The sequence below is a fragment of the Flavobacterium sp. 3HN19-14 genome, assembly GCF_051373205.1.
Classification (GTDB): domain Bacteria; phylum Bacteroidota; class Bacteroidia; order Flavobacteriales; family Flavobacteriaceae; genus Flavobacterium.
Genome location: NZ_JBPPZT010000001.1, coordinates 242,552 through 269,077 on the forward strand (window position 1 = coordinate 242,552; position 26,526 = coordinate 269,077).

Genomic DNA, 26,526 nt, shown 5'->3' on the forward strand with positions numbered 1-26,526 from the left:
TCCAACAATAAACCTCTTAATTTCAAATATTTTAAAACCTATCTATGAAACGAAATGAAATAACGGGGGTTTTTCTTTTTAATGCTTTGGCTTATTTTGTAGGAGCCGCTTTTGCAGGCGTAGCTTTCACAGCTGCTTTTGTAGCTTTTGCGTCAGCTTTTACAGCTGCTTTCGTAGCTTTTGCATCGGCTTTCACTTCTGCTTTTGCAGCTTTTGCGTCTTCTTTTACCTCAGCTTTAACTGCTGCAGCTTTTTTCTCAGTTTTGTGTTTTTGAGATTTTACTTCTTTAGCAGGTGTTGTCTGAGCATTTACCATTACTGTTGTTCCTAAAACTAACGCGATAACCATTACAACTTTTTTCATGTTTTTATAAATTTTTATTTGTTATTAATTATTTACAGTACAAACGTACTATCTGAAAATGAAGATAAAATGAAGATTTCGGCATCAGCCAAAAATTAACATTTATTTAAGTTTTTACACTTTCGTGAAAGGAAAGCAAACCCGGAAAACACTGCCTTTTTCCAATTCCGATGTGACTTTAATATCGATGTGATGAAAATGCGCAATGCTGTCAACGATTGCGAGTCCGAGTCCTTGTCCTTCATTATCGGCCGAAACTCGTTTGAAACGATTGAAAATCTGCGACAATTCGGCAGCTGCCATTCCAATTCCGGAATCGGCGATGATGAGGCAATAATAATCGGCATTCATTTCGTCTGAAATAGTTACTGTGCCCTTTTCGTCATTATACTTTATTGCGTTTGACAAAAGATTGAAAAGCAAAATCCTGATTAAGGTTCGATTTCCCAAAAAGACAAAGTCGTGATTAAGGTTTGCCGACAAATTAATTTCCTTGATTTCCAAACGGTCTTCAGACGCTTCAATAATTTCAGAAAGCAATTCTTTGAGCGGAATATCTTCTGTTTCAGAAAACTGATTGTTATCAATTTTGGAAATCAATAAAAGGTTATGGATGATTTTTCGCAACAAATCCAATGTTCTGAGCGAGTCTGCAATTTTATCAATCGTTTCATTATTCAGGTTTTCGATTTGCAGCATATTTTCAAACCTGTTCTTGAGCAGAGAAATCGGCGACAGCAATTCGTGCGAAACATTGGCGATGAATTCTTTTTCCTGACGGAATAACATGTCGATGCGCGACATCATTTCGTTTAAAACCGCGTCAAGCTCCCCGAATTCTGCCGAATGGGAATTGATTGTCGTAAAATCAAACGACTCGAGATTATTGACACGCCTGATTTTCTTATCAATAATCCTGTAAAACGGTGCAAAAAGATATTCGATGTAAACTGAATCCATTGCAAAAGTCAGCAAAACGATAGTCAGCAGCGTCACCAGTGTGAAAATCCTGATCATAAAAGTAAGGTCTTTTATCTCGGCGAGGCTGCTGCCGACTTCCAACTGGTAAATTTCATTTTCATAACCGAAGGTATATTGCAGGATGCGGTAATCGTCTTCCTGTCCTTCGATGATGCGCGGCTCGTTTACAAAAACCGATTTCTGGATTGTTTTCCCGTTTCCTGATTTCGAAAGCAAAATGAATTCATCGTGTAAGATGGAGAAACTCGCGTAGGTGTCGTCTTTAGCACCGTGATTGATAAAATCGTTGATTTCGGCATCATTAAGGTGTTCTATGAATTTCTGCTTTTTCTCGAGTAAGGTTTTGTTGATGTGTTTATAAACCACTTTTTCAACTACGAAAGGCAACAGCAGAACCAGCACCACAATCAGCAATAATCGCGTGATGACGTTGAAGATGGCGAGCTGGTGTTTTATTTTCATTGTTTTTAGATGAAAGAATCAAGAATCAAGAATCAAGAATCAAGATATTGTGTTTATCTTGATTCTTAACTCTTAACTCTTAACTCTTGACTCTTGTTTCTTATACATTTATCCTATATCCCACATTCCGAACCGTTTCAAACCAATTAAGCTTCTCATATTTATCGAGCTTCTTACGAAGATTGCGCACATGCACATCAATAAAATTAGAATCAGAATTAATTTCAAGCACGTCTCCCCAAATGTGTTCCGTCAATTGAAGCCTTGTCACCACACGGTTTTTGTTGAGCACGAGATATTGAAAAATCTGGAATTCCTTCTTGGTAAGCGCAACCGGAATTTCCCCGAAAGTTACTTTAAAATCTTCTAATTGTAAATTGAAACCATGAACCTCAATGCCATTGGCGACATAACCGTGCATGCGCCTTACAACCGCAAAAAGCCGCGCGCCGAGTTCTGTCAAAGCAAATGGTTTTGTGAGGTAATCATCGGCACCAAGTTGTAAACCATTGATACGGTCATCGAGTTCTCCGCGTGCCGTAATAACGATGATGGCCATTTTAGAACGGGTTTTTCTGACGGCTCTAAGCACATCAAAACCGCTGCCGTCGGGCAACCCCAAATCGAGCAGCATGATGTCGAAAGTGTTGACCTGCAATTCCTCGAGTGCGGCTTCGCAACTGGTTACATGCTGGCAAACATAGCCGTTGTTACTCAGATAACTGATAAGTTTCCTGGGCCAGTTCGCGATAATCTTCAACGATTAAAATGTTCATTTGGATAAATTATACGCGAATAAAATTAAGGATAATTTGAATACGAAGAGATGCCTCAAAACCTCACCAAAAAGCCATGAAGATTATCTTCGAAAGAGTAAGAAATTTCCCATTGATTGGAATTCGCTATTTTTTTAATGATTGCAAGTCCGAGTCCGTTGCCTTTTGACGAAGGATCGGTTTTCGAAAATCGATTAAAAAGTTTGTCAATCGGAAGTGCCTGCTGGATGCCGGAATTCCGGAACAACAAAGATTTATCCGCAATTGTAATGATAATTTGCCCGTCTTTTATATTGTGCCTGATTGCATTTAAGAATAAATTATTGATTAAGATTTCTACAAGCTCCGGATTTGATTCCGCCTCAACAGTTGAAGAAAAACGAGTTGTAATTGTAAGGTGTTTGGCTTTGGCCTGCTCTTCAAAAAAAGCGATATTTTTAGCTACATAATCATTGATCACAATATTTTGCTTTTCAGGCGCGCTGACATTGTCTATTTTAGACAGCAATAACAGGTTTTTATTAAGCCTGTTGAAACGCGCAACGTCTTTATGCATCGTTTCCAGAATTCCGAATTGGTCTTTGGTTGTTTCAGGAAGTTGCGAAAGCGCATCGATTTTAGATTGAAAAAGCGCCAGCGGTGTTTGCAATTCATGTGCCGCATTTTCGATAAACTCCCTTTGCCCCTTATAAATAGCCGTGTTTTTTTCAATCAGCCTGGCAATGCTTTTATTGAGGCTGTCGAATTCTTCAGTGTCAGTGGCAGCGAATTGCGGCGCCTTATTTTTGTCGATTTCAAAATCCCTGATCTGGTTGAGTGTATCGTAAAACGGTTTCCAGAGTTTTGAAGACAGCCGTTTGGAAATATAGATGATGCCCGTAAGCAAAATACCTATCACCAACAAAAATATCGCTGCGATGCTGAGCACCATATCTTCCTTTTCTATCAGATTGATACGTTCGAGGTAAGAATATCTTTTATTTTTTATGGTTACGGTGCCCCGCAATTCACGATACGGCTCATTTTCATTTTCAAGTTTATCATAATAAACCATATCGACAAGTGTATCTTTTTCAATACCATTAAAAGGCATTATCCTAATGTTACGGTTGTATTTATTCCAATTCTGGACATCGGCAGTGTCAAACTTTTTCTGGTAATATTCTGTAAATTCTTCTTTATGTAACCTTAACGTTTCGTCGGTTTCGGCGATATAAAGCTGTTCGACGATTAAATAGCACAAAGGCGCCGAAATCAACAAAATGACTACGGCAAAAACCAAAAAGTTCGCGGTGGTTTTATTTAAAAGTTTCTTACTCATCCTGCCATTTATATCCTAATCCGTAGACGGTTTTTATATAATCGCCGCTGCCGGCCTTACTCATTTTTTTCTTGAGGTTTTTGATGTGCGCGTAAATAAAATCATGGTTGTCGAGCATATCAGCCATATCGCCGGAAAGGTGTTCTGCAATCGCGCCTTTCGACAAAACCCGGTTGGCATTTCCAATAAGGAAAAGCAGCAAATCGATTTCTTTTTGGTAATCGAAAGGAATTTATCATTCACTTTGACGGTTTTTGCGAGAATATCAATTGTAATTTCATTGAAAATGACGTTGTTATTGCCCTTGAAATTTTTCCGCCTTACCAATGCCTGCACCCTGACCAGTAATTCTGAAAAATGAAATGGCTTTGTAAGGTAATCATCAGCGCCGAGATTAAATCCTTCCAACCGCGTTTCAAGCGTTTCTTTTGCCGAAATAATAATAACGCCATCCGTTTTATTGGCTGCCTTCAAATCCCTGAGAATGTCGAAACCGTCGCCGTCCGGAAGCATCAGGTCAAGTAAAATGCAGTCATATTCGTACATTTCAATCCTGGAAAGTGCCGTCTTATAATCAGAAGCCATTTCGCATTGGATGCCCAGCGGCCTGAAATAATTCTTAATGCCCGCCGCTATTTCGGATTCGTCTTCTATGATGAGGATTTTCATGCTGCAATTTATAAATTAACCGCAAAGGGCGCAAAGTTTTTCGCAAAGTTCGCAACGCTGTATCTTTATTAATATAAGTAAATCTTTTTTTCTTTGCGGTAAAATTTAACCACAAAGAAAAAGAAGCTTACGCAAAGTTTCGCAAAGCTGATTCTGACTTTTTTTATTTACAAAACCTTGCGCGCTTTGCGAAAAACTTTGCGCGCTTTGCGGTAAAAAATCATACACATTAAACGGTCTTTCAACTTCGATTGCTTATTTTTACCATTCAAAATTTATTCGCACATGTCACAAAAACGCCTTTTCCTTCTCGATGCCTATGCCCTGATTTTCCGCGGTTACTATGCATTTATCAAAAATCCGCGCATCAACTCAAAAGGCATGGATACTTCTGCCATCATGGGATTTATGAACTCACTGCTTGACGTCATCAAACGCGAAAAGCCCGATCATCTGGCGGTGGCATTTGATAAAGGCGGCAGCCATGTGCGCACCGAAATGTTCGAGCAATACAAAGGCAACCGAAGCGCGACACCGGAAGCGATCCTGATTGCGATTCCATACATCCATGATTTATTGCGCGCGATGCACATTCCGATTATCGAATTTGAAGGTTGTGAGGCAGACGACTTAATCGGTACCATCGCCAAACAGGCCGAAAAACAAAATTACCAGGTTTTCATGGTGACGCCGGATAAAGATTTCGCGCAATTGGTTTCAGAAAATATCTTCATGTACAAACCAGCGAGAATGGGTAACGGCATTGAAATCTGGGGCGTTCCCGAAGTTTTGGAGCGTTTTGAAGTAGAAAGACCGGAGCAGGTGATTGATTTTCTCGGAATGATGGGCGACGCCGTAGATAATATTCCGGGATTGCCGGGTGTCGGAGAAGTGACCGCAAAAAAGCTGCTGAAGGAATTCGGCTCGATGGAAAATCTGCTTGAAAACACCCATTTGCTGAAAGGTAAAATGAAAGAAAACATCGAAGCCAACAAAGCACTTGGATTACTATCGAAAAAACTCGCGACAATCATCTGCGATTGCGATGTAACCTTCAACGAAGACGATTATGAACTCACAAAACCTGATGCAGACAAAGTTGAAGCATTGTTTCAGGAATTAGAGTTCAGGAGGATGGCAGAACAGTTCAACACTCTTTTTTCAAAGACCAAAATTATACGGGCATTGAAACGCAGGCGTTGGCGCCAACAAAAACCATCGTCAAAAACGAGCAGCAATTCGGTCTTTTTGATTTACCGCCGGAGAGAATTCCGCAGATCACGAAATCACACATGGCAATTACAAGACATTAGCCAATACCGAACACCATTACCAAACCGTTGAGGGTGATATGGCGATGAAATTTTTATTACAGAATTTACTCAAACAGGAATCTGTAAGCTTCGACACCGAAACCACAAGCATCGACCCGATTTGGGCAGAACTGGTCGGCATGTCATTTTCTTATGAAGCCGGAAAAGGTTTTTACGTTCCCGTTCCTGAAAACCGCGAGGAAGCGCAGGCAATCGTCGATAAATTCCGCCCGTTTTTTGAAGCGGAAAATATCGAGAAAATCGGCCAGAATTTAAAATACGATTTAAAAATCATGGCGAATTATGGCGTGAGCGTCAAAGGGAAATTGTTCGACACGATGATTGCGCATTACCTCATCAACCCTGACATGCGCCATAATATGGATGTGCTGTCTGAAACTTACCTCCAATATTCGCCAAAACCAATTGAAGATTTGATCGGGAAAAAAGGCAAAGGACAGAAAACGATGCGTGAAGTGCCTTTGGAAGACGTAAAAGAATATGCCGCAGAAGATGCCGACGTCACACTACAATTGAAACAGCATTTTGCGCCGGTGCTTGAAAAAACAGAAACCCGCAAATTATTCGACGATATTGAAGTGCCGCTGATTTCAGTTTTGGCGGCTATGGAAACTGAAGGCGTACGCCTTGATGTCGATTTCCTTAAAGCGCTTGCCGACGAACTCGACGAAGAAATCAAGGTGCTGGAAGGTAAAATTTATGAAGCTGCCGGAGAAAAATTCAACCTTGCCTCGCCAAAGCAGCTTGGCGAAATCTTATTCGATAAACTAAAAATCGGCGGCGCCAAACAAAAGAAAACCAAAACCGGGCAATATGCAACGGGCGAAGAAGTGCTGTCGTATCTGGCGTTGTCAAGTCCGTTCGTACAGGAAATTTTAGACTGGAGACAGCTCGTGAAATTGCAGAATACTTATGTAACGGCGCTTCCCACACAGGTTTGTTCCAAAACCGGACGCGTGCATACCGATTACATGCAGGCCGTTGCCGCAACCGGGCGTTTGAGTTCGAACAATCCGAATTTGCAGAACATTCCAATCAGAACGGAGCGCGGACGACAAATCAGGAAGGCATTTATCGCCCGTGACGAAAACCACACCTTACTTTCGGCGGATTATTCGCAGATAGAATTGCGCATCATTGCGGCTTTGAGCGGCGAAGAAAATATGATCAATTCGTTCAGGAATGGCGAAGACATCCACAAATCAACAGCAGCTAAAGTTTTCAATGTGCCGTTGGAAGAAGTGACGCGCGAACAAAGAAGCCACGCCAAGACCGTGAATTTCGGAATCATCTACGGTGTTTCCGCATTCGGGCTCAGCAACCAGACGTCATTGACCAGAAGCGAAAGTGCGGCACTCATCGATGCTTATTACAAATCTTACCCGAGACTGAAAGCTTACATCAATGAACAAATCGATATCGCACGCGAAAATGGTTTCGTACAGACGATTTCCGGCAGAAGGCGTTACCTGAAAGACATCAATTCACAGAACGTGATGGTGCGCGGCGGTGCAGAACGAAACGCCGTGAATGCGCCAATTCAGGGAAGTGCGGCCGATATCATCAAAATCGCGATGATCAATATCCATAAAAAACTGACTGAGGAAAACTGGAAAAGCAAGATGCTGTTGCAGGTGCATGATGAGCTTGTATTCGATGTCCACAACGACGAACTCGAGAAAATCCAGCCGATGATCAAGCACGAAATGGAAAATGCATTTTTGATGGCTGTGCCTCTGGAAGTGGATATGGGTATGGGGAAAGACTGGTTGGAGGCGCATTAAAATATAAATACTCAAGTCAGTATATAGGATAACCCTATCAAGTAACAATATTACCATATTAAGGAGTAGCATTACGGAACCAAGAAAAAGGTTTACAATACCACAGAATACAATCACAGTATCAATTAGATAGATTAAAGTATCCAAAAATAGGATTACAGAACATTATAATATAATAATGGTATTTATAAATAGAATTATAGTCTACAAAAATATATTGTTTATATTTTAAAGAAATTTCTTAAATTTAATCTGAAAAATATTTTTATGGAATTCAGGAAAAAATATCAGATACAGGATGCCACGCCCTATCCGCATATTGGGCAAATAATTGGCGATTATATGAAAGCCCATAATATCCTCAATGCCACTGTCGCCAGACGAATTGGCATTGCAACGAATGGTATTGGATATTATCTGCAGCAAGAGTCTTTGCAATTAGGCATTATATGGAAAGTAGGCGTTGCCGTAGGTCACAATTTTTTGGCAGAGATAGCAGAGCAGCATCCCTATTGGCTACCATCAGCAAAGGAACTTAAGTTGGAATCGGAAATTGAAGACCTAAAGAAGGAGCTCGAAATTTACAAACGTATTGTCGGGAAATAAAAAATCCCCTGAAAAGGGGATTTAGCACAATTATTACAGATATTTTCTAGTCTTATTGCACTAACAGCGTCTTCGTCGCATTGCCATAATCTGTTCGCAAAACAACCATATAAGAACCTGAAGTAAGGCCAGCAGTATCTATGTTATTTTGCGCTTTACTGATCTCTGCTTTCTTTACCAGCCTTCCCAGCGCATCATAAATTTTTACGGTTCCGCTGTTGACATTCGCCGGAAGCTCAATCGCTGTAAAGCCTTTCGCGGGATTTGGCGATATCCTGAAGCTGTCAATTTTAAAGTCTTCAGTGCCGAGCGTAAAACTCGCCAACCTGTGCCCGCAACTATTCGAACCGTGGTATTCGATAAAATTATCTGAAAGTTTTCTGGCGTATACAACATTAAGCGACTGGGCCGCAGCACTGAAAACATAATCATTGGCATCGCCTGTGTCGCGCGCACGGGTGCCTACGACAGTGCGCACGCCGCCTGAAACGGTATTGCTGGTAACGGTGCAGTTCCTGGTTAGCATCGAGATCCGGCTCAATCCCGAATCCGACAAAATGCCTGTCGGTGATGTTCGTACCGTCAAATATGACTACATCGCCTGAATCGGGCATCGACGTATTGTCAAATCCAATTCCGAGCCAACTGGCCGAAGGCTACCAATGTTAATGTTACGAGTGTTGAAGAAACTTCAATCTGTGCGGAAAAGTTCAGGTTTGTGTTGTTATTAGACAACAATGCCATCATTCCGGTGGTGTAGGATTGCGCCTTCAAGCCTCCAGAAATTAAAAAAGTGAGACATAACAATAAAGTAGTTTTTTTCATGATTGCTGGTTTTAAGTTGCTTATTTAGTTTTGAGGATTTCGATAAGTTTGTCGTCGTCGGCGAGGATGGCATAATCGAGTGCCGATTGCCCGCGGTTGTCTTTCGCCTCCGGATTGGCTTTGTTTTTTACAAAGTAATGCTGCGATGCCGTAATTTTTGAACATCGTCGCATAAATCAACGCCGTCATGCCGTTAGGGTCAGACAGGTTAACGTTGGCATGACGCGAGATGAGCAGGTTTGCAATCTCGTCGTTGTGTTTTACGACTGCAGACATCAATGCGGTACCCATGCCGCTCAGGTAATCGATGTCGCTGCCGTTGTCGATAAGAAATTTCGCCACTTCATTATTACTGCGATAGCACGCAAGGATTAATGGCGAATAGCCTTCGTCATTTGTTGCGTTTATAATTTCAGGATTTGATTTGAATACTGCTTTGACCTGTTCAACAGTGCCTTTCCTGGCAATATCGAAGATATTCATTGCTTCCTGGAAAAAGCCGTTCCTGTAAAAATCAATAAAATCAGTAAGTAGGTGTTTTTCATATGGCTTTTGGGACTTGCTATTTCATAATAGATGGCTGAAACCCGGATGGTTGCGTTAAGGAAATGTTATAAATCACATATATTTTACTAAAGTAGGCAAAATTCCCGGGCAAATACGAAAACTATAAACAGATAAGATAAATGCATCCGACTGAAATTCGTTAAATAAGTCACTGTTCGCCATATAATTTTTATTCATCTGCATTTATAACTATATTTATCCCCAGTAATTTTAAGGTTTTTTTAATAGAAAAAACACCACATAAACGCAACCTTTTCACAAAAAACACATCAAAGAGAAAGTCTGCTTTGGCAGCGCACCAATAAAAAACACATTTTGGAATCGTTAAAAACCATACTCTATTTTTCCCTTTTCCGCTATCCGTTGACGATGGAGGAAGTGTGCCATTTTTCGGTTTCAAAAGATTGCCCAAAGATTGCTGCAGAACTGGATACTTTGGTGGAGCAGAAAATCCTGTTTAAGATAGACGAATTTTACCTTTCCGAAAATGACCCGGAAAGCATACAGAAAAGAAAAAATGGCAACAAAATGGCGATTGATGCCTTAATCAAGGCTAAAGAAAAAGCTGCTTTTATCGCGAAATTCCCTTTTGTAGAAGCTGTTGGCGTTTCCGGTTCGTTATCCAAAGGCTATTATGACAATGAAAGTGACATTGATTTTTTCGTCATTACAAAACCCGAAAAAATCTGGATTTGCCGCAGCCTTTTGATGCTTTACAAAAAAATTTTCCTGCTCAATTCGAGGAAATTCTTCTGCATCAATTATTTCCTTTCGTCGAACAGCCTTGAGATTGAAGAAAAAAACCGGTTCACGGCTACTGAAATCAAGACCTTGATTCCGTTGCAGGGCAAAGATGTCTTTAAGGAATTTTATCAGAAGAATAAGTGGGTTGGTGCGATGTTGGGTGACTTCAGTCCGCAGTTTGAAAAAATCGAAAACATTCAAAAGCCGCGATTTACGCGGTTCTCAGAAATTATTCTGAATAATGGCGTAGGGAATATCCTGGATAATATGTTTAAGAGTACGACGGTTTATTTCTGGAAGATAAAATTCCGGGAAATGAACAGCGATGAATTTAAAATTGCATTGAAATCAACTAAAAACATCTCGAAACACCATCCTTTGAATTTCCAGAAAAAAGTCATCACTTCGCTGAACCACAAATACGAAGAAATCCGCCTCAAGCACAACATCGAATTACCGAAAGAATATGTCTGACATCCTCTTTCGCACTCCTATTATTACAAGCTCGACCCGAAGCAATGGAAAAACAAGACGCCTTTTCCGCCACTCGGAACGCTGTATGCCGCTGCGCTGATGCGAAAAAATGGCTATAATGTTGACTTATTCGATACGAATCTGCTCGACAACCCGTTTGCAATTGCGCCCGTGCTTTCTACACTGAAGCCGAAATACCTCGTGATTTATGACGACGGGTTCAATTACCTGACCAAGATGTGCCTGACCAACATGCGCGAAGCGTGTTTTTCAATGATTGGACTCGGGAAGAAAAACGGTTGCATTGTGATCGTCTGCAGTTCCGACGCCACGGATCATTACGAAAAATACCTGCAAAAAGGTGCTGATTATATCATCCAGGGTGAAGGCGAAATGACTTTGCTGGAACTTATTAATATGCTCGACAGCAATGGCGATACAGATGATATTTCCGAAATCGTTTCTTATGAGAATGCCGTTGCGAAAGTGCACGCGAAAAGGATCGTTTTAAACAACCTCGATGAATTGCCGATGCCTGCCTGGGATTTGGCCGACATCAAAAGATACCGGAAAATCTGGCAGCAAAGCGGCCAGGAGTTTACGCTCAATATTGCCACCACGCGCGGCTGCCCGTACAAATGCAACTGGTGCGCAAAACCGATTTACGGCAACCGTTACAATTCGCATTCGCCTGAATATATTGCAAAACATCTCGAATTTCTATCCAAAAAATATGGCGTCAACCGCTTCTGGATGTGTGATGACATTTTCGGATTGAAACCGAATTGGGTTAAGGATTTTAGTGTCGCCTTAGCCGAAAAAGAACTGAAAATTCGTTACTATATCCAAAGCCGCGTCGATTTATTATTGAAGGAAGACACTATTGAAGCCCTTGCCAATTCAGGCCTTGAAGAAGTTTGGGTAGGTGCAGAAAGCGCGTCGCAGAAAATCCTCGATGCGATGGACAAAGGCACGAAAGTGTCGCAGATTTATGAGGCGACGAAATTGCTTAAAGAGAAAAACATTCGTGTGGCTTTGTTCCTGCAATTTGGCTATCCGGGCGAAAATCCTGATGATATTGCTGAAACGATTGCGATGGTCAAGGAATTGCAACCTGACAATATTGGTGTTTCGGTAGCCTATCCGTTACCGGGAACAAAATTCTACGAAAACGTCAAAAACGATTTGAAACTCAAAGCCAACTGGAAAGATTCTGACGATCTCGAAATGATGTTCAATGGGAGTTTCCAATCGCCATTCTACAAAAAACTACAACGATTTGTGCACAAGGAATACCGCAAAAGCCAGGGCGTTTTCTTTCTGAAGGAAATGTTCAGGCATCCCGAGCAAATGTCGGTACGCAAAGCCAAATCAATCCTTAAATTAAGCTACTACATACCGGCGCTTATATGGATGGGTAGATTTGAAAAAATTACGCGATGCGCGCTGATTTTGATGCGGCGGCAGCCAATTACGACAGCACTTTTACCAATTCCGTAATCGGGAAACTGCAGCGCAAATATGTGTATCGGCACCTTTCAAAAATCATTGAAGGGAAAAATTTAAACATCCTTGAAATCAACTGCGGCACCGGCGAAGATGCAATCTGGCTGGCTGAAAAAGGGCATTTGGTAACCGCAACTGATGTTTCTGAAAATATGATTGCGGTCGCTAAAAGTAAAAATGCCGGAAAAGATATCCGTTTTATAGTCGCAGATATAAACAAGATTTCGGGTTTTGAAAATGAAAAATTCGATTTGGTTTTTTCTAACTTCGGCGGACTCAATTGTCTTTCAAAACCTGAATTTGCGGATTTCTTTATAAATATCGCAACAATCCTCAGTGAAAAAGGGAAACTTGTTCTGGTCATTATGCCGAAGAACACACTTTGGGAACAATTTTATTTTTTGATGAAAGGCAATTTCAAAACTATTTCCCGCAGAAAAAAAACTTCAGCGATTGCCAATGTTGACGGCGAAAACGTTTTGACTTATTATCACAATCCGAAAGAAGCTGTAACTTTAGCGGCAGCATATTTTGATGTAAAAGGAATATATCCGATTGGATTTTTCATTCCGCCCTCCTATCTCGAGCCGTTTTTAAGTAAAAGGCAATTGTTTTCAGGAATACTGGATCGACTTGAAAATGCGGTTACAAACGTCAAATCCCTGTCGAAATACGCCGATCATTATTGTATAGTTTTTGAAAAACGATGAAGATTCTTTTCACACATGCCTATTATCTGTCGTCAGACCCGAAGGAACAGACAATCATGAAACCCTATCCGCCATTGGGTTTGTTGTATGTGTCGGCTTATCTTCTAAGTAAAAATATCCAAAACGATGTCTTTGACAGCACTTTTTATTCTCAGGAAAACCAGCTTGATTTTATCCGCGAAAAAAAACCCGAAATCATCTGCATTTATACCAATCTGATGACGAAGATAGAAGTCGTCAAATTGATCAAAATCCTCAAAACTGCCGAATTCAATTTCCCGAAAATCATCCTTGGCTGGTCCGATGTGACTTTTAACCTTGAGAATTACCTCAAAACCGGCGCAGATTTTCTCATCATCGGCGAAGGTGAAGAAACGACTTTTGAATTGTATGACGCGATTTGCAACAAGACTGATTTTTCAACCGTCAATGGAATTGCATATCTCGAAAATGGTTCAGTTGTGAAAACTTCGCCACGCACAAAATTCCGTGAACTCGACGATTTGCCGTTGCCGAACCGCGACGCCATCCCGAACGAAAAATACCTCGAAACCTGGAAAAACAACCACGGCGAAAGCTCGATGACGATTTCTACACAGCGTGGCTGCCCGTACACCTGCAAATGGTGCAGCACGGCGGTTTACGGCCAAAGTTATCGCAGACGTCCGGCACATCTGGTCGCTGCAGAAATGAAAATGCTCAAGGAAAAATACAATCCTGATGCGATATGGTTTGTCGATGATGTATTTACGATAAGCCACAAATGGCTGACGGCTTTTCATGAAGAAGTCGTGAAGCAAAATGCGCAAATTCGTTTTGAATGCATTACAAGAGCCGAACGTCTCAATGAAGAAATCCTGAAATTGCTGAGAGAAGCCGGCTGTTTTCGTATCTGGATTGGCGCTGAAAGCGGCTCCCAGAAAATCATCGATGCAATCCGACCGCCGCGTCGATGTGAATCATGTCAAGAAAATGATACGCGATACCAACGCGATGGGCATCGAGACCGGAACATTCATTATGGTGGGTTATCCGGGCGAAACGCAGGAAGATATTTCGGAAACGATACAATACCTGAAAGATGCAAATCCGACGCATTATACCATTACGGTGGCTTATCCGATAAAAGGCACTTCGCTGTATGATGAAATTGAAAATGACATTATCGTGCAACCTGACTGGGAAACTTCCACAGACCGCGAAATAGATTTCAGGCGCAATTATTCGAGAAAGTATTATGACTATGCGGTTTCAAAAGTCGTCAATGAAGTTGAATTGCATCGTGAATCTATCAGGGAAAATAAAAATCGGCTGAAAATCTTAAAGCTTAAAACGAAGTCTGTGCTCGCAGGCGCTATGATGTCAATCAGCAAATGAAAATCAGGAAAACCTATAGTGCCATCCTTAACATCATTCCGCCCGAAAAACGGAAACGGTTATTGGCATTTTTCCTCAAAAGTATTCTTTTCGGGATTTTGGATTTGCTTTCCATCGCCTACCTGATTCCGATATTGATTTTATTTTTCGATCCGAACAAACTACAAACCATTATCAATGAAAATACCGGAGTTGCCATCAATGTCAGCAATCAGGCCGTAAGCTGGTTTATTGTTGCGGCATTACTGTTTTTTGTTGTAAAGGCGATATTCCAGACGCGGTTCAATACTGCATTGTATGTTTTTCTGTATGATTTGTTCGACCGATTTATCGATGTTGTATACGCGCAATTTCATCAACGAAAGTTATACCGGCTTGCAGAAAGAAAACAAAGGAAAAGTTATGCAGAATATCATGACCGTGCCGGAAGATTTTTGTTGTCGGTTTCTGCATGCCGCGATTTATCTGGCTTCAGAAATCATTGTACTTGCTGTGATACTGACCGCAATGTTGTTCCTGTATTTCAAAATAACCTTGCTGGCATTGCTTATTTTATGCGTATTTGCGCTGTTTATTTTTTATATCCAGAAACAACAACTGACGGTTATCGACACCGTTTACCACAAATCACGCACGAAGGCCAACAACCATTTGCTTAACATTCTCGACGGGTTTCTTGAAATAAAAAGCGTGCAGAATGAAGATTATTTTCTCGAAAAATTCAGGGCAGAAAAATCATTGGTCAACAAGGTTACGGCGCAATTGGTTTCCTATGCCGCCAATTATTCGAAATACCTCGAGGTTTGCCTGATGATTGGCGTTGCCAGCCTTGCGCTTTTCAGTTTTCAAAAAGGCGACGCGATATTGCTTGTGTCAATTTTGGGCGCTGCAGGCATTCGTTTGCTGCCTTCGATCAGCAAAATCCTGAGCAGTATTACAATGATCAAATCGCATTTTTATACGATTGGAAAACTGGCGAATATAAAAGCAGCAGAGGCGAAAAAATACACTGAAATTTTATTTAATAATGAAATTCAGCTGCAGCAAATCGATTTTGCATACAAAGAAAATCTCATCCTCAGAGATTGTTCGCTTACCATAAAAAAAGGCAGTTTTATTGGCATCAAAGGTGATTCTGGTATCGGAAAAACCACTTTGCTCTACCTTATTTTAGGCATCCTGAAACCGCAAAACGGTACTTATACGATTGACGGAAAAACCGCTGACAATGATTTTCTGCCTTTCGCGAGTTACGTGCCGCAGCAGCCGTTTCTTTTCAGCGGCAGTATTATCGAAAATATCGTAATGGCAAACCGAAGACCGCCATCGACTACGATTACATTTATTTTCTATGCGAAAAACTCGAGCTTGATGGCGTCATCAAAAAACTCGAAAATGGTTATGAAACGAAAATCGCGCACAACAGTCTTCGCTTTTCCGGCGGACAAAAACAACGGTTGGCATTGGTGCGCGCACTTTATACAAAACCTCAATTGCTCATTCTTGACGAAACCACCAACCAGCAGGACAAGAATCTGGAGCAGAAGGTTTTCATATTTTTAAAAGAACTGACGATAAATCAACATACAACGATTATAAGTGTTGCCCACAATGACGATGTTGCTGATTTCTTTGACGCGCGCTTTAAAATCGATCAGAACAAACTGCAGCAATTATGAAAAAGCGGTATCTATTTATCTCCCCTATGTTTCCGGAACATGCTGGTGAAGATGTGATTGTGCCATTTATAACCCATTTCAGCGAAGCATTTTCTGACCATCCTGATTGCGAAGTTGATATGATCGCATTGATGTTTCCGTCGAAAAGCGAGCCTTACAACTTCGGAAAAATAACGGTTTATCCTATTGATAGCGGCTATAAAAAAAATGTTTTCATTTTGCCTTATCTCATAAAAGCTGTTTTTAAAGGCATTCAGTTACAAAGGAAAAATAAATACGACGGCATTTTGTGTTTCTGGTACCGCGAATGTGCTTTTATCGGCCAAATAGTAAGCCGCATTTTTAAAGTGAAATCATTGGTTTGGATGTTGGGGCAGGATGTAAAAAAAAACAATATCTACCTTCGATTGCTCAAATTTCCAAGGCAGCAAATCATCATGATGTCGGCGCAACAACGCGATATTTTTATGAGAGCCACAACATTTACATCGATAAAATTGCCAATGTTGCCGTTGACAAAAAGCGTTTTGCGGAATTGAATATGGCCAAAAGGGCAATCGATATTTTAGGCGCAGGAAATCTCAGTATCCTTAAGAACTATGCGCTGTTTATTGATATTGTCGCGCTTCTGAAACCTGATTTCCCGAATTTACGAACCGAAATCTGCGGTGGTGATGCCGGTCAAAGAACAGTACTCGAAGCCCAGATAACCCAACTTGGCTTACAGGAAAATATAATTTTAACCGGAACGCTTTCGCATCGTGATGTACTTGAAAAAATGAATAATTCAACGGTTTTTCTACACACCTCAAAATCTGAAGGCGGCGGAACGGTTTTGCAGGAAGCGCTTTATTCCGGCTGTTATGTAGCGGGTACGATTCCGGTTGAAGACTGGCAAACAATGGATTGCTTTTATTACAGTGCCGAAAAAGAAATACTGGCGGCAAAAATCAAGGCGGCGCTTTTAAAGAAAAATGCACCAAAAAGAGTCGAGAAATTCAGTATGGAAGCCACAATCAAAGTAATTGCTGATGCATTTGGCCAATAATTCTTAATTGTTTTTTAACTGGCGGATTCTTTCGATCCTGTTTTTTTTGAGAAATTTCAAAATGAAAAAAACAAACTCAAATCCAAAAATCCCGGGAAACCGCATAAGCTGCAACGCCAGTTTGTCTTTTATTTTAAATGAAATTCCTTCATGTTTTGTGAATTGCACGAATTTCTCAAGATAACTGAGATGCGTTTGCTGTACTTCTTTTAAATCGGAAATTGCATTTTTATCGATGTATAAAATGATGAAATTATCCATCAAAACGTCGAGCTGGTGCTTTGCAATTTTATTTTTGTAACTATCGATGGCATTATATTTACCGGCTATTTTCCATTCGATTTCGAAAACGCGGTGTGCATCGGTAATGCGTTTTGGCTGTAAAATCCTTCGGGTGATTGAGGCATTTCGTTTGTATATTTTCAGCAATCGTTCATTGGAGAAAGCGACCGTTTTCGATTTGAACAAATATTCGAACAGGAACGGGCGGTCGTCAAACCAGAGCTCGTTTTCAAAGACAATTTCTTTTGCTATCGATGTGCGGAACATCTTGCCCAAACGGTTTCTGCAATGCCGTGGAAAAACATTTCATCAATAAGATTTTTAGTTTTTTTTATTGATGTGATGTGATTTTTCCATTGCGGGAAATCAGCGTTTTTGCCGTCTTCGCTTACCATTGAAAAATTGCAAATCGTAAGATCGGCATTTTCTCGTTGTAATATTTCAGCGAAAACAGCCGTCATTTGCGGCTCAAGTTCGTCGTCGGCGTCAAAGAAAGTGACGAATTTTGCGGTGCAGTTTTTCAATCCGGTGTTCCGGGCTTCGGCGTGACCGGAATTTTGAGTTGTAATCAACTTTACACAGCGGAAATCCTCAGCATATTTTTCTGCAATAGATCGCGAATCATCCGTTGAACCGTCGTTGATTAAAACGACTTCAAATTCTTTAAATTCCTGATTTTTTACCGATTGCAGGCAGCGATCAAGATAATTTTCTTCATTATAAAAAGTAATGATGATCGAAATTAACGGCTTATTTTCCATGATTAATGGCTAATAAACGGAAAACTATATTGCGAAATTCCGAATTCAGGGTTTTCATATCTGTCGGCGGATGCCATTGATTTCCAACAAGTGAATCGGCGGCTACAATAACGCACAGGGCGTCAGTTTTATAAAATTCCGCGAAAGCGTAAATCGCGGCACATTCCATATCAACATGCGTGGCGCCTTTATTGACGAAACTCGATAAAAGCGAAGCGGTTTCCCGAAAAGGTGCGTCGGTGCTCCAGCAAACTGCTTCGGGCAAATCAAGATTTTGTTTCATTTTTTCGCTCCAGTTGCTGTTTGGAAGCCCGAATTCCGTTCCCGCCCATAAAATGAAGTACATCCGCTGGTTGAAAAAGTTTTGGTGACCAGAAAAGCATCTCGTTTTTCTGTTTCGGTCAGCTTTCCGGCAAATCCAGCGAAGAGAAAATGCTCAACACCCAAAATCCGCAATTCTTCCATAAGGCTTATGATTGCGGGCGCGCCGTTGCCAAAACGGGAACAGAAAATATTGTCACCGAAAATATAATTCTGTCCGGGAAGGCCTTTTATTTTTTTGGAGAACAATCGTTGTTTTACTCCTAAGACATTTCCGCCAGAAGAAATGACGGCAGTTGTTGGAAATTTTGTGATGTTGTAGGCATTTTTGCTTTTTTTCCAAGCTACGATTGCTGCAATGTCGAGTACGGATTTTTCCGTGTAAAAATCAGGATGATTGTTCAGAAAATCGTCATTCATGGTACATCAGTGCTTTTTTGTATATTGCATCAGCACAAATATAGTCCAAAACCACTAAACAGGATAACTTCGCTATAATAATGAAAAAAACGCTGGTCGATTTGATTTATGTGCCTTTTCCGATTGAAAATCGACAGGAAGTCGCGGCGAATTTTTACAGTACTTTAGGTTTTTTAGAAGCATTATCAGAAGATTTCGACACTTATTTTTTGCTGCGTACGACGACACCATCTGACAGTTTTCTTCATAAGAATATTAAAACAGGCCTTATAAAAGGAAAACCGTTGAAAAAGTGGCAGGTCCCTTTTCGCTTCAATTCATTTGTAAAATCGTTGCACCCAGATTATGTGCTTGCTCACGGCTTCGCCCAGGCGCATTATCTGATGTTCCTGAAATTGAGTTCGCCCCAAACTAAAATTTTATTACAAGCCAACGGATTTGCACCAAGACCAGGTAAAATCAAAAGCCTCATTTATAAAATCGCCGATCGGTTTATCGATGGTTATCTTTTTACCGGAGTCGAAAATGCGGAACAATGGTATGCACCGGGCATCCTGAAAAAAGAAAAGATTTTTGAAGTAATGGAAGGTGCTACAGATTTTGAATTCGACCATAGTCTTAAAAGAACCGAAAACAGTTTTCTATGGGTCGGCAGGCTTGATGAAAATAAAGACCCGCTTACGATTTTGAAGGCTTTTTTGAATTTCGCTAATCAGTCGCCAACTGCGAAACTTACGATGGTTTTTCAAGAAGGCCATCTGTTGAAAGTAGTCGAAAATTTTATTGCGAATCACGAGAATTTATCAAAGCAGGTTGACCTGAAAGGATTTGTGTCGCATGAAGGTCTGAGAGGAATTTATCATTCGCACCAATATTTCGTGCTTGGCTCTCATTATGAAGGCAGCGGCTATGCTTTGGCCGAAGCGATGGGATGTGGATGTGTGCCGATTGTTACTGACATCGCGCCATTTCAATACATGACCCATTATGGTTATTGCGGCCTTTTGTTCCCGCCGGAAGATGTTGCTGCACTGACGGCAAATTTTCTGGCAACACAGACGTTAGATTTCAGAGCCAAACAGCATGCAACTTTACAGCAGTATCAGGAACGGATGTCTGCTGAAGCCATTGCGGCAAAAATCAAATTCGTTTTCGAAAGCTTATAATTTTCTGGTGGAATCGCGTTGCCTTAGTTCTGTTTTGATAACCGTGGTTTTGAAAGCATATTCTTCTTTGCTTTCTAAATTATCGATGAGTAATTTGGCGGCAGCTTCGCCGATTTCTGGTCGTGTTGGCTGATGGTAGAAAGGCTTGGCGTCATCCTGCGCGACCAGACGCCATCGGCAAAACCGATTACAGAAAGGTCGTTCGGGATTTTGATGCCTTTCTTGATGGCTATTTTCATCGCCATGGTTGAAGCGTGCTCGTCGAGCGCAAAAGCGCCATCGACTTTATTATTATCGAAAACAGCCTGTGCTTTTTTATCGAAATCTTCTTCAGAATCTGTGAGGACAATCAGGTTATCGTCGATTTTATAACCGCTTTTCTCCAATGCCTGAAAATAGCCTTTGGCGCGTAGTTTTCCGACACTTAAATTATCGATAGAAGAAAACAGTGCAATCTTTTTACAGCCGAGTTTTATCAAATGTTCAGTTGCATACACGGCAGAATCGAAATCATCAACGATTACTTTATCACAATCTACCTGTTCAGAAATACGGTCGAACATTACAATCGGCGTTCCGTCGTTGATGATGTCTGTGAAATGCTGGAATTCACCGAGTTTTTGCGCCTCTTCAGAAACCGAAAGAATAAAACCGTCAATGGTCCCGTTGCTGAGCATATCTAAAGTGTGGATTTCCTTTTCAAGCGATTCATTCGAGATGCACGTCAATACATTATATCCTTTTTCTTCCGCTACCTTTTCGATACCACTGAAAACCTTGGCAAAAAACGGGTTCAATATATTAGGAATAATAACGCCGATAGTTTTGGTTTTGCGGTTTTTGAGGTTGAGCCCGATGATATTCGGCTTGTAGTTTTTGAGCTTGGCGAACTCCTGAATCTTGATTTTTGTCGGTTCGCTGATTTCAGGACTGTCATTAAGCGCTTTTGAAACAGTTGATACTGATACGTTTAGCTCTTTTGCGATTTGTTTTAACGTGGCTTTTTCTTTCATCGGTTGGGTAGTTAGGAAATTGAACGCTTTCGGGAATTGTACAACACATAACGGAAATCCTGTAATACAATCCTTGATAAATAGAACCAATTTTACAAAACCAAAACAAACATGACCAATAGACTCGCATGATTATCTATTTTTTTGCCGGTTTGGTGATATGATTCTCAAACACAAATATAACATTATATCATTAGAACGGCGCCAGATTATTAACCTTTTTAAACGTTAGATTATGAAAAACACAGTTAAAGTTCAGGAGGTAAGACCTTCTTCACCTAGCAGAAGAAACTTCCTGAAAATCAGCGGGCTCACATTGGCGGGAACCGGATTATTGCTGGCCGGATGTAATGACGACGACAGCAGCAGTACCAATCCGCAGGATGAGCTTCCGGGCATCAGAGCCGGAAAATTCGATTTAGGCGGCGGCGACCTGGGCGTCCTTACTTATGCGTATGCATTGGAACAGCTTGAAGCCGACTTCTACACTAAAGTAGTAAACGCAGCCAACTTTACCGGCACCTTCAACGCTGAAGAACAAGCGGTATTAGTTGATTTGTACAACCACGAGGTAATTCACCGCGAATTCTTCAAAGCTGCCATCACAGGCGCATTGACTGCCGCAGGCGCAGATGTGAATGCACATTTACTTCCGGGATTGGCTTTCGAGTATCCGGATGTAAGCTTCACCAACAGGCTTTCTGTTTTGAACACAGCCAAAGCGCTCGAAGACACAGGAGTTGCTGCTTACAACGGCGCTGGAAAATTAATTACCAGCCCGGATTATTTACTTATTGCCGGTAAAATTGTTTCTGTTGAAGCAAGACACGCATCGGCCATCAGAAGTTTACTCAACCCGAATTCGAAAGATTTCGCAGGGGATGATATCGTAAGCAATTCAACAGGACTTGATGTAGCCAAATCGCCGGGTCAGATTTTACCGGTCGCAGGCAATTTCATCACAACAGAATTCACAGCCAATTATTTAACTTAAATCCCTGAAATCATGAATCTATTAAAATTTATAGAGTCGTTTACTAACGAGCAATTCCTCAACAGTACAGGCGACAGAAGACAAAGTTTGGGGCAGTTTGGCACCATCGGTAAAGGTTTGGCACTGGCATCAGTTCCGTTCGGATTGTCTGCTTTGGGCAACAAAACGTTTGCAAATGATATTACCGCAACACCTGCAACACCAATCGGCGCATTGCAATTGGCATTGACATTAGAATATCTTGAAAAAGAGTTTTATGAAACAGCACTTGCTTCAGGCGTTATTCCATTGAGTGAAAATGGCGGACGCGACCGTAAGGTTTTTGAGCAAATCGCTCAGCACGAACACGACCACGTTGATTTCCTTATTGCCGGTCTTGGCGGAACAGGAAGTGCTAATTTCGTGGCAAAACCAACTTTCGACTTTACCGTCGGCGGGCTTTTCCATCCGTTTGATAATTATCAGGAATTCCTTGCTTTGGCGCAGGCATTTGAAGATACCGGCGTAAGAGCCTATAAAGGACAAGCCGGAAATCTTATTTCTACTTCGGATTTATTGACAGCAGCATTACAGATTCACTCTGTTGAAGCCCGTCACGCTTCAGAAGTAAGAAGATTGCGCGGCCTGAAAGGATGGATTTCCGGAAACGAGAGAGGCGCCGGAATGCCGGCAGCAACACAGCCTGTATATGATGGCGAAGAAGTGACTACACAAGCAGGTTTCAATACTGCTAATGTAAACAACGGTTCTGCAGGGCCAGCTATCCCGGCAATTGCAGGCAGCGAAGCCTACGACGAGCCTATCACGACTCAAAAAGCTGTAGATATAGCCAATATATTTATCGTATAAATTTCAAAATAAAAAATTGCTTCTGAAAAAGTCATCTTTTAATTAAGGTGGCTTTTTTGTTTTTGGGTGCAGGGTGTTGGGTAAAAGGTTCAGAGGTTTGTATTTATAATAAATCAACCGAAAATTAACCGCCAAAATCTTTCAGCGAAGCGGTCGTGCAACGCAGTGGTCTTATAGTGAAACGGTCTTGCAGCAAAGCGGTCTTTTTCTCCCTGATATTCAATGTAAAAGAATTTAATATTCGCATTTGGATTTAAAATATTTATTTGTACTTTTGCAACCCCTTTATTGGGGACGGAATGTTTAATTTAAATTATATTATGGACGCATTAAGCTACAAGACACAATCAGCAAACAAAGCCACCGTACAAAAAGAGTGGATACTTGTTGATGCCGAAGGTCATAACTTAGGACGTCTTGCTTCAAAAGTCGCAATGATTTTGAGAGGTAAGTACAAGCCAAGTTATACACCACACGTCGACTGCGGAGATAACGTGATCGTTATCAACTCAGAGAAAATCAACCTTACAGGTACTAAACTGGACGACAAAATCTACATGCGTCACACAGGCTACCCTGGAGGTCAGAGAACACTGACTGCTAAAGTATTACAGTCGAAAAACCCAGCAGCTTTGGTTGAAAAAGCTGTAAAAGGTATGTTGCCTAAAAACAAATTAGGAGCAGAACTTTTCAGAAATTTAAATGTTGTTGTCTGGCCAGAGCACAAACAAGCGGCTCAAAAACCAAGAACTGTTAACCTAAACGATCTTAAGTAATGGCAGTAATCCACAAAATCGGAAGAAGAAAAACAGCTGTTGCACGTGTGTATGTTTCTGAAGGAACAGGTAAAATCACCGTGAACAAAAAAGAATTTGCAACTTACTTTCCAACTGCAACTTTACAGTACAAAGTGTTACAGCCAATGTCGATGACAGAAAATGTAAACAACTTTGACGTAAAAGTAAACGTTTACGGAGGAGGTTCAACAGGACAGGCAGAAGCTGTGAGAATGGCTTTGGCAAGAGCAATGTGTGAAGTTGGCGAAGGAAACAGAGCCATCCTGAAACCAGAAGGTTTATTGACAAGGGATCCAAGAATGGTTGAACGTAAAAAATTCGGTCAGAAAAAAGCCCGTAAGAGATTCCAATTCTCGAAACGTTAATATTACCTGCCTTGCGCAATTAGCTCAGGGCACAATGTTCATTCAATTATTAAAAATCAAGTTATTGTTACAATTTCTGCCGAGGCAGGAAATTAGTTTAGCATCTAAATGATTTCAAATGGTTCAGGGTGAAAGGTTCAGGATTCAGGGTTGAAAAATCTGAAATCTGAAATCTAAAATCTAAAATCGATAAGAAACATTGCTAATTAACAGAACGTAAACTATTACAAAATGGCAAACAAAATAGAAGTTAAAGACTTACTGGAAGCCGGTGTTCACTTCGGGCACATGACCAGAAAATGGGATCCGAACATGGCTCCTTACATCTACATGGAGCGTAATGGAATCCACATTATCAACCTGTATAAAACTGCTGCTAAAATCGAAGAGGCTAACGACGCCCTTAAAAAAATCGCTGCTTCAGGCAGAAAGATTTTATTCGTAGCAACAAAAAAACAAGCTAAAGACATCGTCGCTGAAAAAGCTGCAGCCGCCAACATGCCTTACATCACTGAAAGATGGCCAGGCGGAATGTTGACCAACTTCGTTACTATCCGTAAAGCCGTTAAGAAAATGGCCACTATCGACAGGATGAAGAAAGACGGAACATTCATGACACTTTCTAAAAAAGAGCGTCTTCAGGTAGACCGTTTGCGTGCGAAATTAGAGAAAAACTTAGGTTCTATCTCTGACATGTCGAGATTGCCTGCTGCGCTTTTCGTAGTAGACATCAAAGCAGAACACATCGCTGTAAAAGAAGCTCAGAAATTAAACATTCCGGTTTTCGCAATGGTTGATACCAACTCCGATCCACGTGAAGTTGACTATGTAATCCCTGCAAATGATGACGCTTCTAAATCAATCGAGAAAATTTTATCTTTAGTGACTGCTGCCGTTATCGACGGACTTTCTAACAGAACTTCTGACAAAGAAGATGCTGACGGAATGGAAGATGCTGCTGAAGAAACTGTTGCAGCACCAGCTGCTGAAGTTGCTGCTCCTGCCGTAGAAGAAGCTCCTGCTGTTGAGGCAGAAGTTGAAGCTGCTCCGGAAGCTGATAAAACAGAAGAATAAATCCATATTAAATTCCAGAATTTAAATTCCAAAATCCAAAAAAGTCAGTAACGAAAATTTATTGATTTGATAAAACTGGAATTTGGAATTTGAAGTCTGGAATTTCTTTTTTTACATTAAATTATAATCTTAAAAATAAAAACAAATGGCAACTATAACTGCTGCAGACGTAAATAAATTAAGACAATCTACAGGTGCCGGAATGATGGACTGTAAAAAAGCTCTAGTCGAAGCTGAAGGAGACTTCGATAAAGCGATACAAATCCTTAGAGAAAAAGGACAAAAAGTGGCTGCTAACCGTTCTGACCGCGAGTCATCTGAAGGTGCTGCCGTTGCTTTTATCAATGCAGACAACACTAAAGGCGCTATCCTTACTTTAAACTGCGAAACAGATTTCGTAGGTAAAAATGAAGCTTTCGTAGCTTTGGCTAAATCTTTGGTTGAAAAAGCAATCAATTTCTCTTCTAAAGAAGAATTCCTGGCTTCAGATTTCAACGGAATTACTGTTGCCGAGAAACTAATCGAACAAACTGGGGTTATCGGTGAAAAAATCGAAATCGGTGGTTTCGAAATTCTTGAAGGTACTTTCGTTGGATCTTACGTTCACGTTAACAAAATTGCTGCATTAACAGCTATTTCTGCAAGAATTGACAATGCTGAGGCTTTAACTAAAGACATTTCTATGCAAGTGGCTTCTATGGGTGCTGACACATTATCTTATAAAGATTTTGACCCAGCTTTCGTTGAATCTGAACTTGCTGCCCGTATTGCTGTAATCGAAAAAGATAATGAAGAAGCAAAACGTTTAGGAAAAACTTTAAAAAATGTCCCTAAATACATCTCGTTCTCTCAATTAACTCCAGAAGTTTTAAAACAAGCAGAAGAAGATGCCAAAGCAGAATTAAAAGCAGAAGGCAAACCAGAGCAAATCTGGGATAAAATCCTTCCGGGTAAAGTACAACGTTTCATTTCTGACAACACCACTTTAGACCAGGAGAAAGCATTATTAGACCAAAACTTCATTAAAGACGACGCTAAAAAAGTAGGCGAATATGTTAATGGGTTCAAGGTTGAAATTACAGGATTCAAAAGAGTTGCATTAGGATAATATTAATTCATTCTTTTTAAAAAGAGGTGTCTGTTCGTTCAGGCACCTCTTTTTTATTAGTTAACAATGAATAATGTTGATTCAGCGTTATAATTATTAACTACTAATTATATATTAAAAAACTATATTTGTTTTACACATAAAACTTT

28 protein-coding genes and 5 pseudogenes are annotated in these 26,526 nt (G+C 40.7%); 19 read left to right on the plus strand and 14 right to left on the minus strand.

Annotated features, from left to right (window positions below; translation table 11 throughout):
- Window positions 1-91: 91 nt before the first annotated feature.
- The 6 genes and pseudogenes from ACSLFW_RS01185 to ACSLFW_RS01210 all read right to left on the minus strand — a co-directional run.
- Complete coding sequence (locus ACSLFW_RS01185; protein WP_436554290.1) at window positions 92-364, minus strand: hypothetical protein; 273 nt, start codon at window positions 362-364, stop codon at window positions 92-94.
- Between the two features lie 114 nt (window positions 365-478).
- Window positions 479-1,807, minus strand: coding sequence for a sensor histidine kinase (locus ACSLFW_RS01190; protein WP_436554291.1), 1,329 nt, complete (start codon window positions 1,805-1,807; stop codon window positions 479-481).
- A 100-nt stretch (window positions 1,808-1,907) separates the two neighbouring features.
- The gene (locus tag ACSLFW_RS01195; protein WP_436554292.1) at window positions 1,908-2,567 is read right to left on the minus strand and encodes a response regulator transcription factor; all 660 of its coding nucleotides are present in this window, start codon (window positions 2,565-2,567) and stop codon (window positions 1,908-1,910) included.
- A gap of 71 nt (window positions 2,568-2,638) precedes the next feature.
- Window positions 2,639-3,904 carry a sensor histidine kinase gene (locus ACSLFW_RS01200; RefSeq protein ID WP_436554293.1) on the minus strand — a complete coding sequence of 422 codons (1,266 nt, stop codon included), beginning with the start codon at window positions 3,902-3,904 and terminating at the stop codon, window positions 2,639-2,641.
- Window positions 3,897-4,106: a winged helix-turn-helix domain-containing protein gene (locus ACSLFW_RS01205; protein WP_436554294.1), complete on the minus strand. Its 210-nt coding sequence runs from the start codon at window positions 4,104-4,106 to the stop codon at window positions 3,897-3,899. Before ACSLFW_RS01205 ends, ACSLFW_RS01200 begins: the two co-directional genes overlap by 8 nt.
- A 191-nt stretch (window positions 4,107-4,297) precedes the next feature.
- A pseudogene (locus ACSLFW_RS01210) lies at window positions 4,298-4,573 on the minus strand (response regulator transcription factor); the annotation flags it as partial.
- A 285-nt stretch (window positions 4,574-4,858) separates the two neighbouring features.
- Between ACSLFW_RS01210 and polA the strand changes: the two are divergent.
- Window positions 4,859-7,691 (plus strand): annotated as a pseudogene (gene polA, locus ACSLFW_RS01215) (DNA polymerase I).
- Window positions 7,692-7,958: 267 nt separating this feature from the next.
- Window positions 7,959-8,297 carry a hypothetical protein gene (locus ACSLFW_RS01220; RefSeq protein WP_436554295.1) on the plus strand — a complete coding sequence of 113 codons (339 nt, stop codon included), beginning with the start codon at window positions 7,959-7,961 and terminating at the stop codon, window positions 8,295-8,297.
- A 52-nt stretch (window positions 8,298-8,349) separates the two neighbouring features.
- Here ACSLFW_RS01220 and ACSLFW_RS01225 read toward each other — a convergent pair whose 3' ends face one another.
- The 3 genes from ACSLFW_RS01225 to ACSLFW_RS01235 form a co-directional block, all read right to left on the minus strand.
- Window positions 8,350-8,823: a T9SS type A sorting domain-containing protein gene (locus ACSLFW_RS01225; RefSeq protein ID WP_436554296.1), complete on the minus strand. Its 474-nt coding sequence runs from the start codon at window positions 8,821-8,823 to the stop codon at window positions 8,350-8,352.
- A gap of 98 nt (window positions 8,824-8,921) precedes the next feature.
- Complete coding sequence (locus ACSLFW_RS01230) at window positions 8,922-9,122, minus strand: hypothetical protein (protein WP_436554297.1); 201 nt, start codon at window positions 9,120-9,122, stop codon at window positions 8,922-8,924.
- 24 nt (window positions 9,123-9,146) lie between these two features.
- Window positions 9,147-9,605, minus strand: coding sequence for an ankyrin repeat domain-containing protein (locus ACSLFW_RS01235; RefSeq protein WP_436554298.1), 459 nt, complete (start codon window positions 9,603-9,605; stop codon window positions 9,147-9,149).
- Window positions 9,606-10,316: 711 nt separating this feature from the next.
- Here ACSLFW_RS01235 and ACSLFW_RS01240 point away from each other — a divergent pair.
- From ACSLFW_RS01240 to ACSLFW_RS01285, 10 genes and pseudogenes are all read left to right on the plus strand, one after another.
- Window positions 10,317-10,907: pseudogene (locus ACSLFW_RS01240) on the plus strand (nucleotidyltransferase domain-containing protein); the annotation flags it as partial.
- 99 nt (window positions 10,908-11,006) lie between these two features.
- Window positions 11,007-12,407: a B12-binding domain-containing radical SAM protein gene (locus ACSLFW_RS01245; RefSeq protein ID WP_436554299.1), complete on the plus strand. Its 1,401-nt coding sequence runs from the start codon at window positions 11,007-11,009 to the stop codon at window positions 12,405-12,407.
- Entirely contained in the window at window positions 12,347-13,123 is a 777-nt protein-coding gene (locus tag ACSLFW_RS01250) for a class I SAM-dependent DNA methyltransferase (RefSeq protein WP_436554300.1), read from the plus strand. Before ACSLFW_RS01245 ends, ACSLFW_RS01250 begins: the two co-directional genes overlap by 61 nt.
- Window positions 13,120-14,268 (plus strand): B12-binding domain-containing radical SAM protein, encoded by a 1,149-nt coding sequence (locus tag ACSLFW_RS01255; protein ID WP_436554301.1) that lies wholly within the window; start codon window positions 13,120-13,122, stop codon window positions 14,266-14,268. The genes ACSLFW_RS01250 and ACSLFW_RS01255 overlap by 4 nt, the downstream gene beginning before the upstream one ends.
- Window positions 14,234-14,500, plus strand: a complete 267-nt coding sequence (locus ACSLFW_RS01260; RefSeq protein ID WP_436554302.1) for a hypothetical protein — start codon at window positions 14,234-14,236, stop codon at window positions 14,498-14,500. The genes ACSLFW_RS01255 and ACSLFW_RS01260 overlap by 35 nt, the downstream gene beginning before the upstream one ends.
- Entirely contained in the window at window positions 14,497-15,159 is a 663-nt protein-coding gene (locus ACSLFW_RS01265; protein ID WP_436554303.1) for a hypothetical protein, read from the plus strand. Before ACSLFW_RS01260 ends, ACSLFW_RS01265 begins: the two co-directional genes overlap by 4 nt.
- Window positions 15,160-15,439: 280 nt before the next feature.
- A pseudogene (locus ACSLFW_RS01270) lies at window positions 15,440-15,844 on the plus strand (ATP-binding cassette domain-containing protein); the annotation flags it as partial.
- A gap of 68 nt (window positions 15,845-15,912) precedes the next feature.
- Window positions 15,913-16,179 (plus strand): ATP-binding cassette domain-containing protein, encoded by a 267-nt coding sequence (locus ACSLFW_RS01275; protein WP_436557355.1) that lies wholly within the window; start codon window positions 15,913-15,915, stop codon window positions 16,177-16,179.
- Between the two features lie 26 nt (window positions 16,180-16,205).
- Window positions 16,206-16,718, plus strand: a complete 513-nt coding sequence (locus ACSLFW_RS01280; RefSeq protein ID WP_436554304.1) for a hypothetical protein — start codon at window positions 16,206-16,208, stop codon at window positions 16,716-16,718.
- A gap of 2 nt (window positions 16,719-16,720) precedes the next feature.
- Window positions 16,721-17,227 (plus strand): glycosyltransferase, encoded by a 507-nt coding sequence (locus ACSLFW_RS01285; protein WP_436554305.1) that lies wholly within the window; start codon window positions 16,721-16,723, stop codon window positions 17,225-17,227.
- 3 nt (window positions 17,228-17,230) lie between these two features.
- On the opposite strand, the gene ACSLFW_RS01290 is transcribed toward ACSLFW_RS01285, so the two are convergent.
- Genes ACSLFW_RS01290 through ACSLFW_RS01305 form a run of 4 tightly spaced genes read right to left on the minus strand, consistent with a single transcriptional unit; the run spans window position 17,231 to window position 19,011 of the window.
- Entirely contained in the window at window positions 17,231-17,776 is a 546-nt protein-coding gene (locus ACSLFW_RS01290; RefSeq protein WP_436554306.1) for a hypothetical protein, read from the minus strand.
- Complete coding sequence (locus ACSLFW_RS01295) at window positions 17,758-18,270, minus strand: glycosyltransferase family 2 protein (protein WP_436554307.1); 513 nt, start codon at window positions 18,268-18,270, stop codon at window positions 17,758-17,760. Before ACSLFW_RS01295 ends, ACSLFW_RS01290 begins: the two co-directional genes overlap by 19 nt.
- Complete coding sequence (locus ACSLFW_RS01300; protein ID WP_436554308.1) at window positions 18,260-18,553, minus strand: phosphorylase family protein; 294 nt, start codon at window positions 18,551-18,553, stop codon at window positions 18,260-18,262. Before ACSLFW_RS01300 ends, ACSLFW_RS01295 begins: the two co-directional genes overlap by 11 nt.
- The gene (locus ACSLFW_RS01305; protein ID WP_436554309.1) at window positions 18,550-19,011 is read right to left on the minus strand and encodes a hypothetical protein; all 462 of its coding nucleotides are present in this window, start codon (window positions 19,009-19,011) and stop codon (window positions 18,550-18,552) included. Before ACSLFW_RS01305 ends, ACSLFW_RS01300 begins: the two co-directional genes overlap by 4 nt.
- Window positions 19,012-19,091: 80 nt before the next feature.
- On the opposite strand from ACSLFW_RS01305, the gene ACSLFW_RS01310 reads away from it, so the two are divergent.
- Entirely contained in the window at window positions 19,092-20,177 is a 1,086-nt protein-coding gene (locus tag ACSLFW_RS01310) for a glycosyltransferase family 4 protein (RefSeq protein ID WP_436554310.1), read from the plus strand.
- Here ACSLFW_RS01310 and ACSLFW_RS01315 read toward each other — a convergent pair.
- Window positions 20,172-21,190: pseudogene (locus tag ACSLFW_RS01315) on the minus strand (LacI family DNA-binding transcriptional regulator). The gene ACSLFW_RS01310 and the pseudogene ACSLFW_RS01315 sit on opposite strands and share 6 nt — an antisense overlap.
- Window positions 21,191-21,425: 235 nt before the next feature.
- Here ACSLFW_RS01315 and ACSLFW_RS01320 point away from each other — a divergent pair.
- The 6 genes from ACSLFW_RS01320 to tsf all read left to right on the plus strand — a co-directional run bounded on the left by ACSLFW_RS01320 (window position 21,426) and on the right by tsf (window position 26,377).
- Entirely contained in the window at window positions 21,426-22,184 is a 759-nt protein-coding gene (locus tag ACSLFW_RS01320) for a ferritin-like domain-containing protein (RefSeq protein ID WP_436554311.1), read from the plus strand.
- Between the two features lie 12 nt (window positions 22,185-22,196).
- Window positions 22,197-23,033: a ferritin-like domain-containing protein gene (locus tag ACSLFW_RS01325; protein ID WP_436554312.1), complete on the plus strand. Its 837-nt coding sequence runs from the start codon at window positions 22,197-22,199 to the stop codon at window positions 23,031-23,033.
- 320 nt (window positions 23,034-23,353) lie between these two features.
- Window positions 23,354-23,809, plus strand: coding sequence for a 50S ribosomal protein L13 (rplM, locus tag ACSLFW_RS01330; protein ID WP_436554313.1), 456 nt, complete (start codon window positions 23,354-23,356; stop codon window positions 23,807-23,809).
- Window positions 23,809-24,195: a 30S ribosomal protein S9 gene (gene rpsI / locus ACSLFW_RS01335; RefSeq protein WP_436554314.1), complete on the plus strand. Its 387-nt coding sequence runs from the start codon at window positions 23,809-23,811 to the stop codon at window positions 24,193-24,195. The genes rplM and rpsI overlap by 1 nt, the downstream gene beginning before the upstream one ends.
- Before the next feature lie 231 nt (window positions 24,196-24,426).
- The gene (gene rpsB, locus ACSLFW_RS01340) at window positions 24,427-25,269 is read left to right on the plus strand and encodes a 30S ribosomal protein S2 (protein WP_436554315.1); all 843 of its coding nucleotides are present in this window, start codon (window positions 24,427-24,429) and stop codon (window positions 25,267-25,269) included.
- A 145-nt stretch (window positions 25,270-25,414) separates the two neighbouring features.
- A complete protein-coding gene (gene tsf, locus ACSLFW_RS01345) occupies window positions 25,415-26,377 on the plus strand; it encodes a translation elongation factor Ts (protein ID WP_436554316.1) in 963 nt (320 codons plus the stop codon).
- Window positions 26,378-26,526 lie beyond the last annotated feature (149 nt).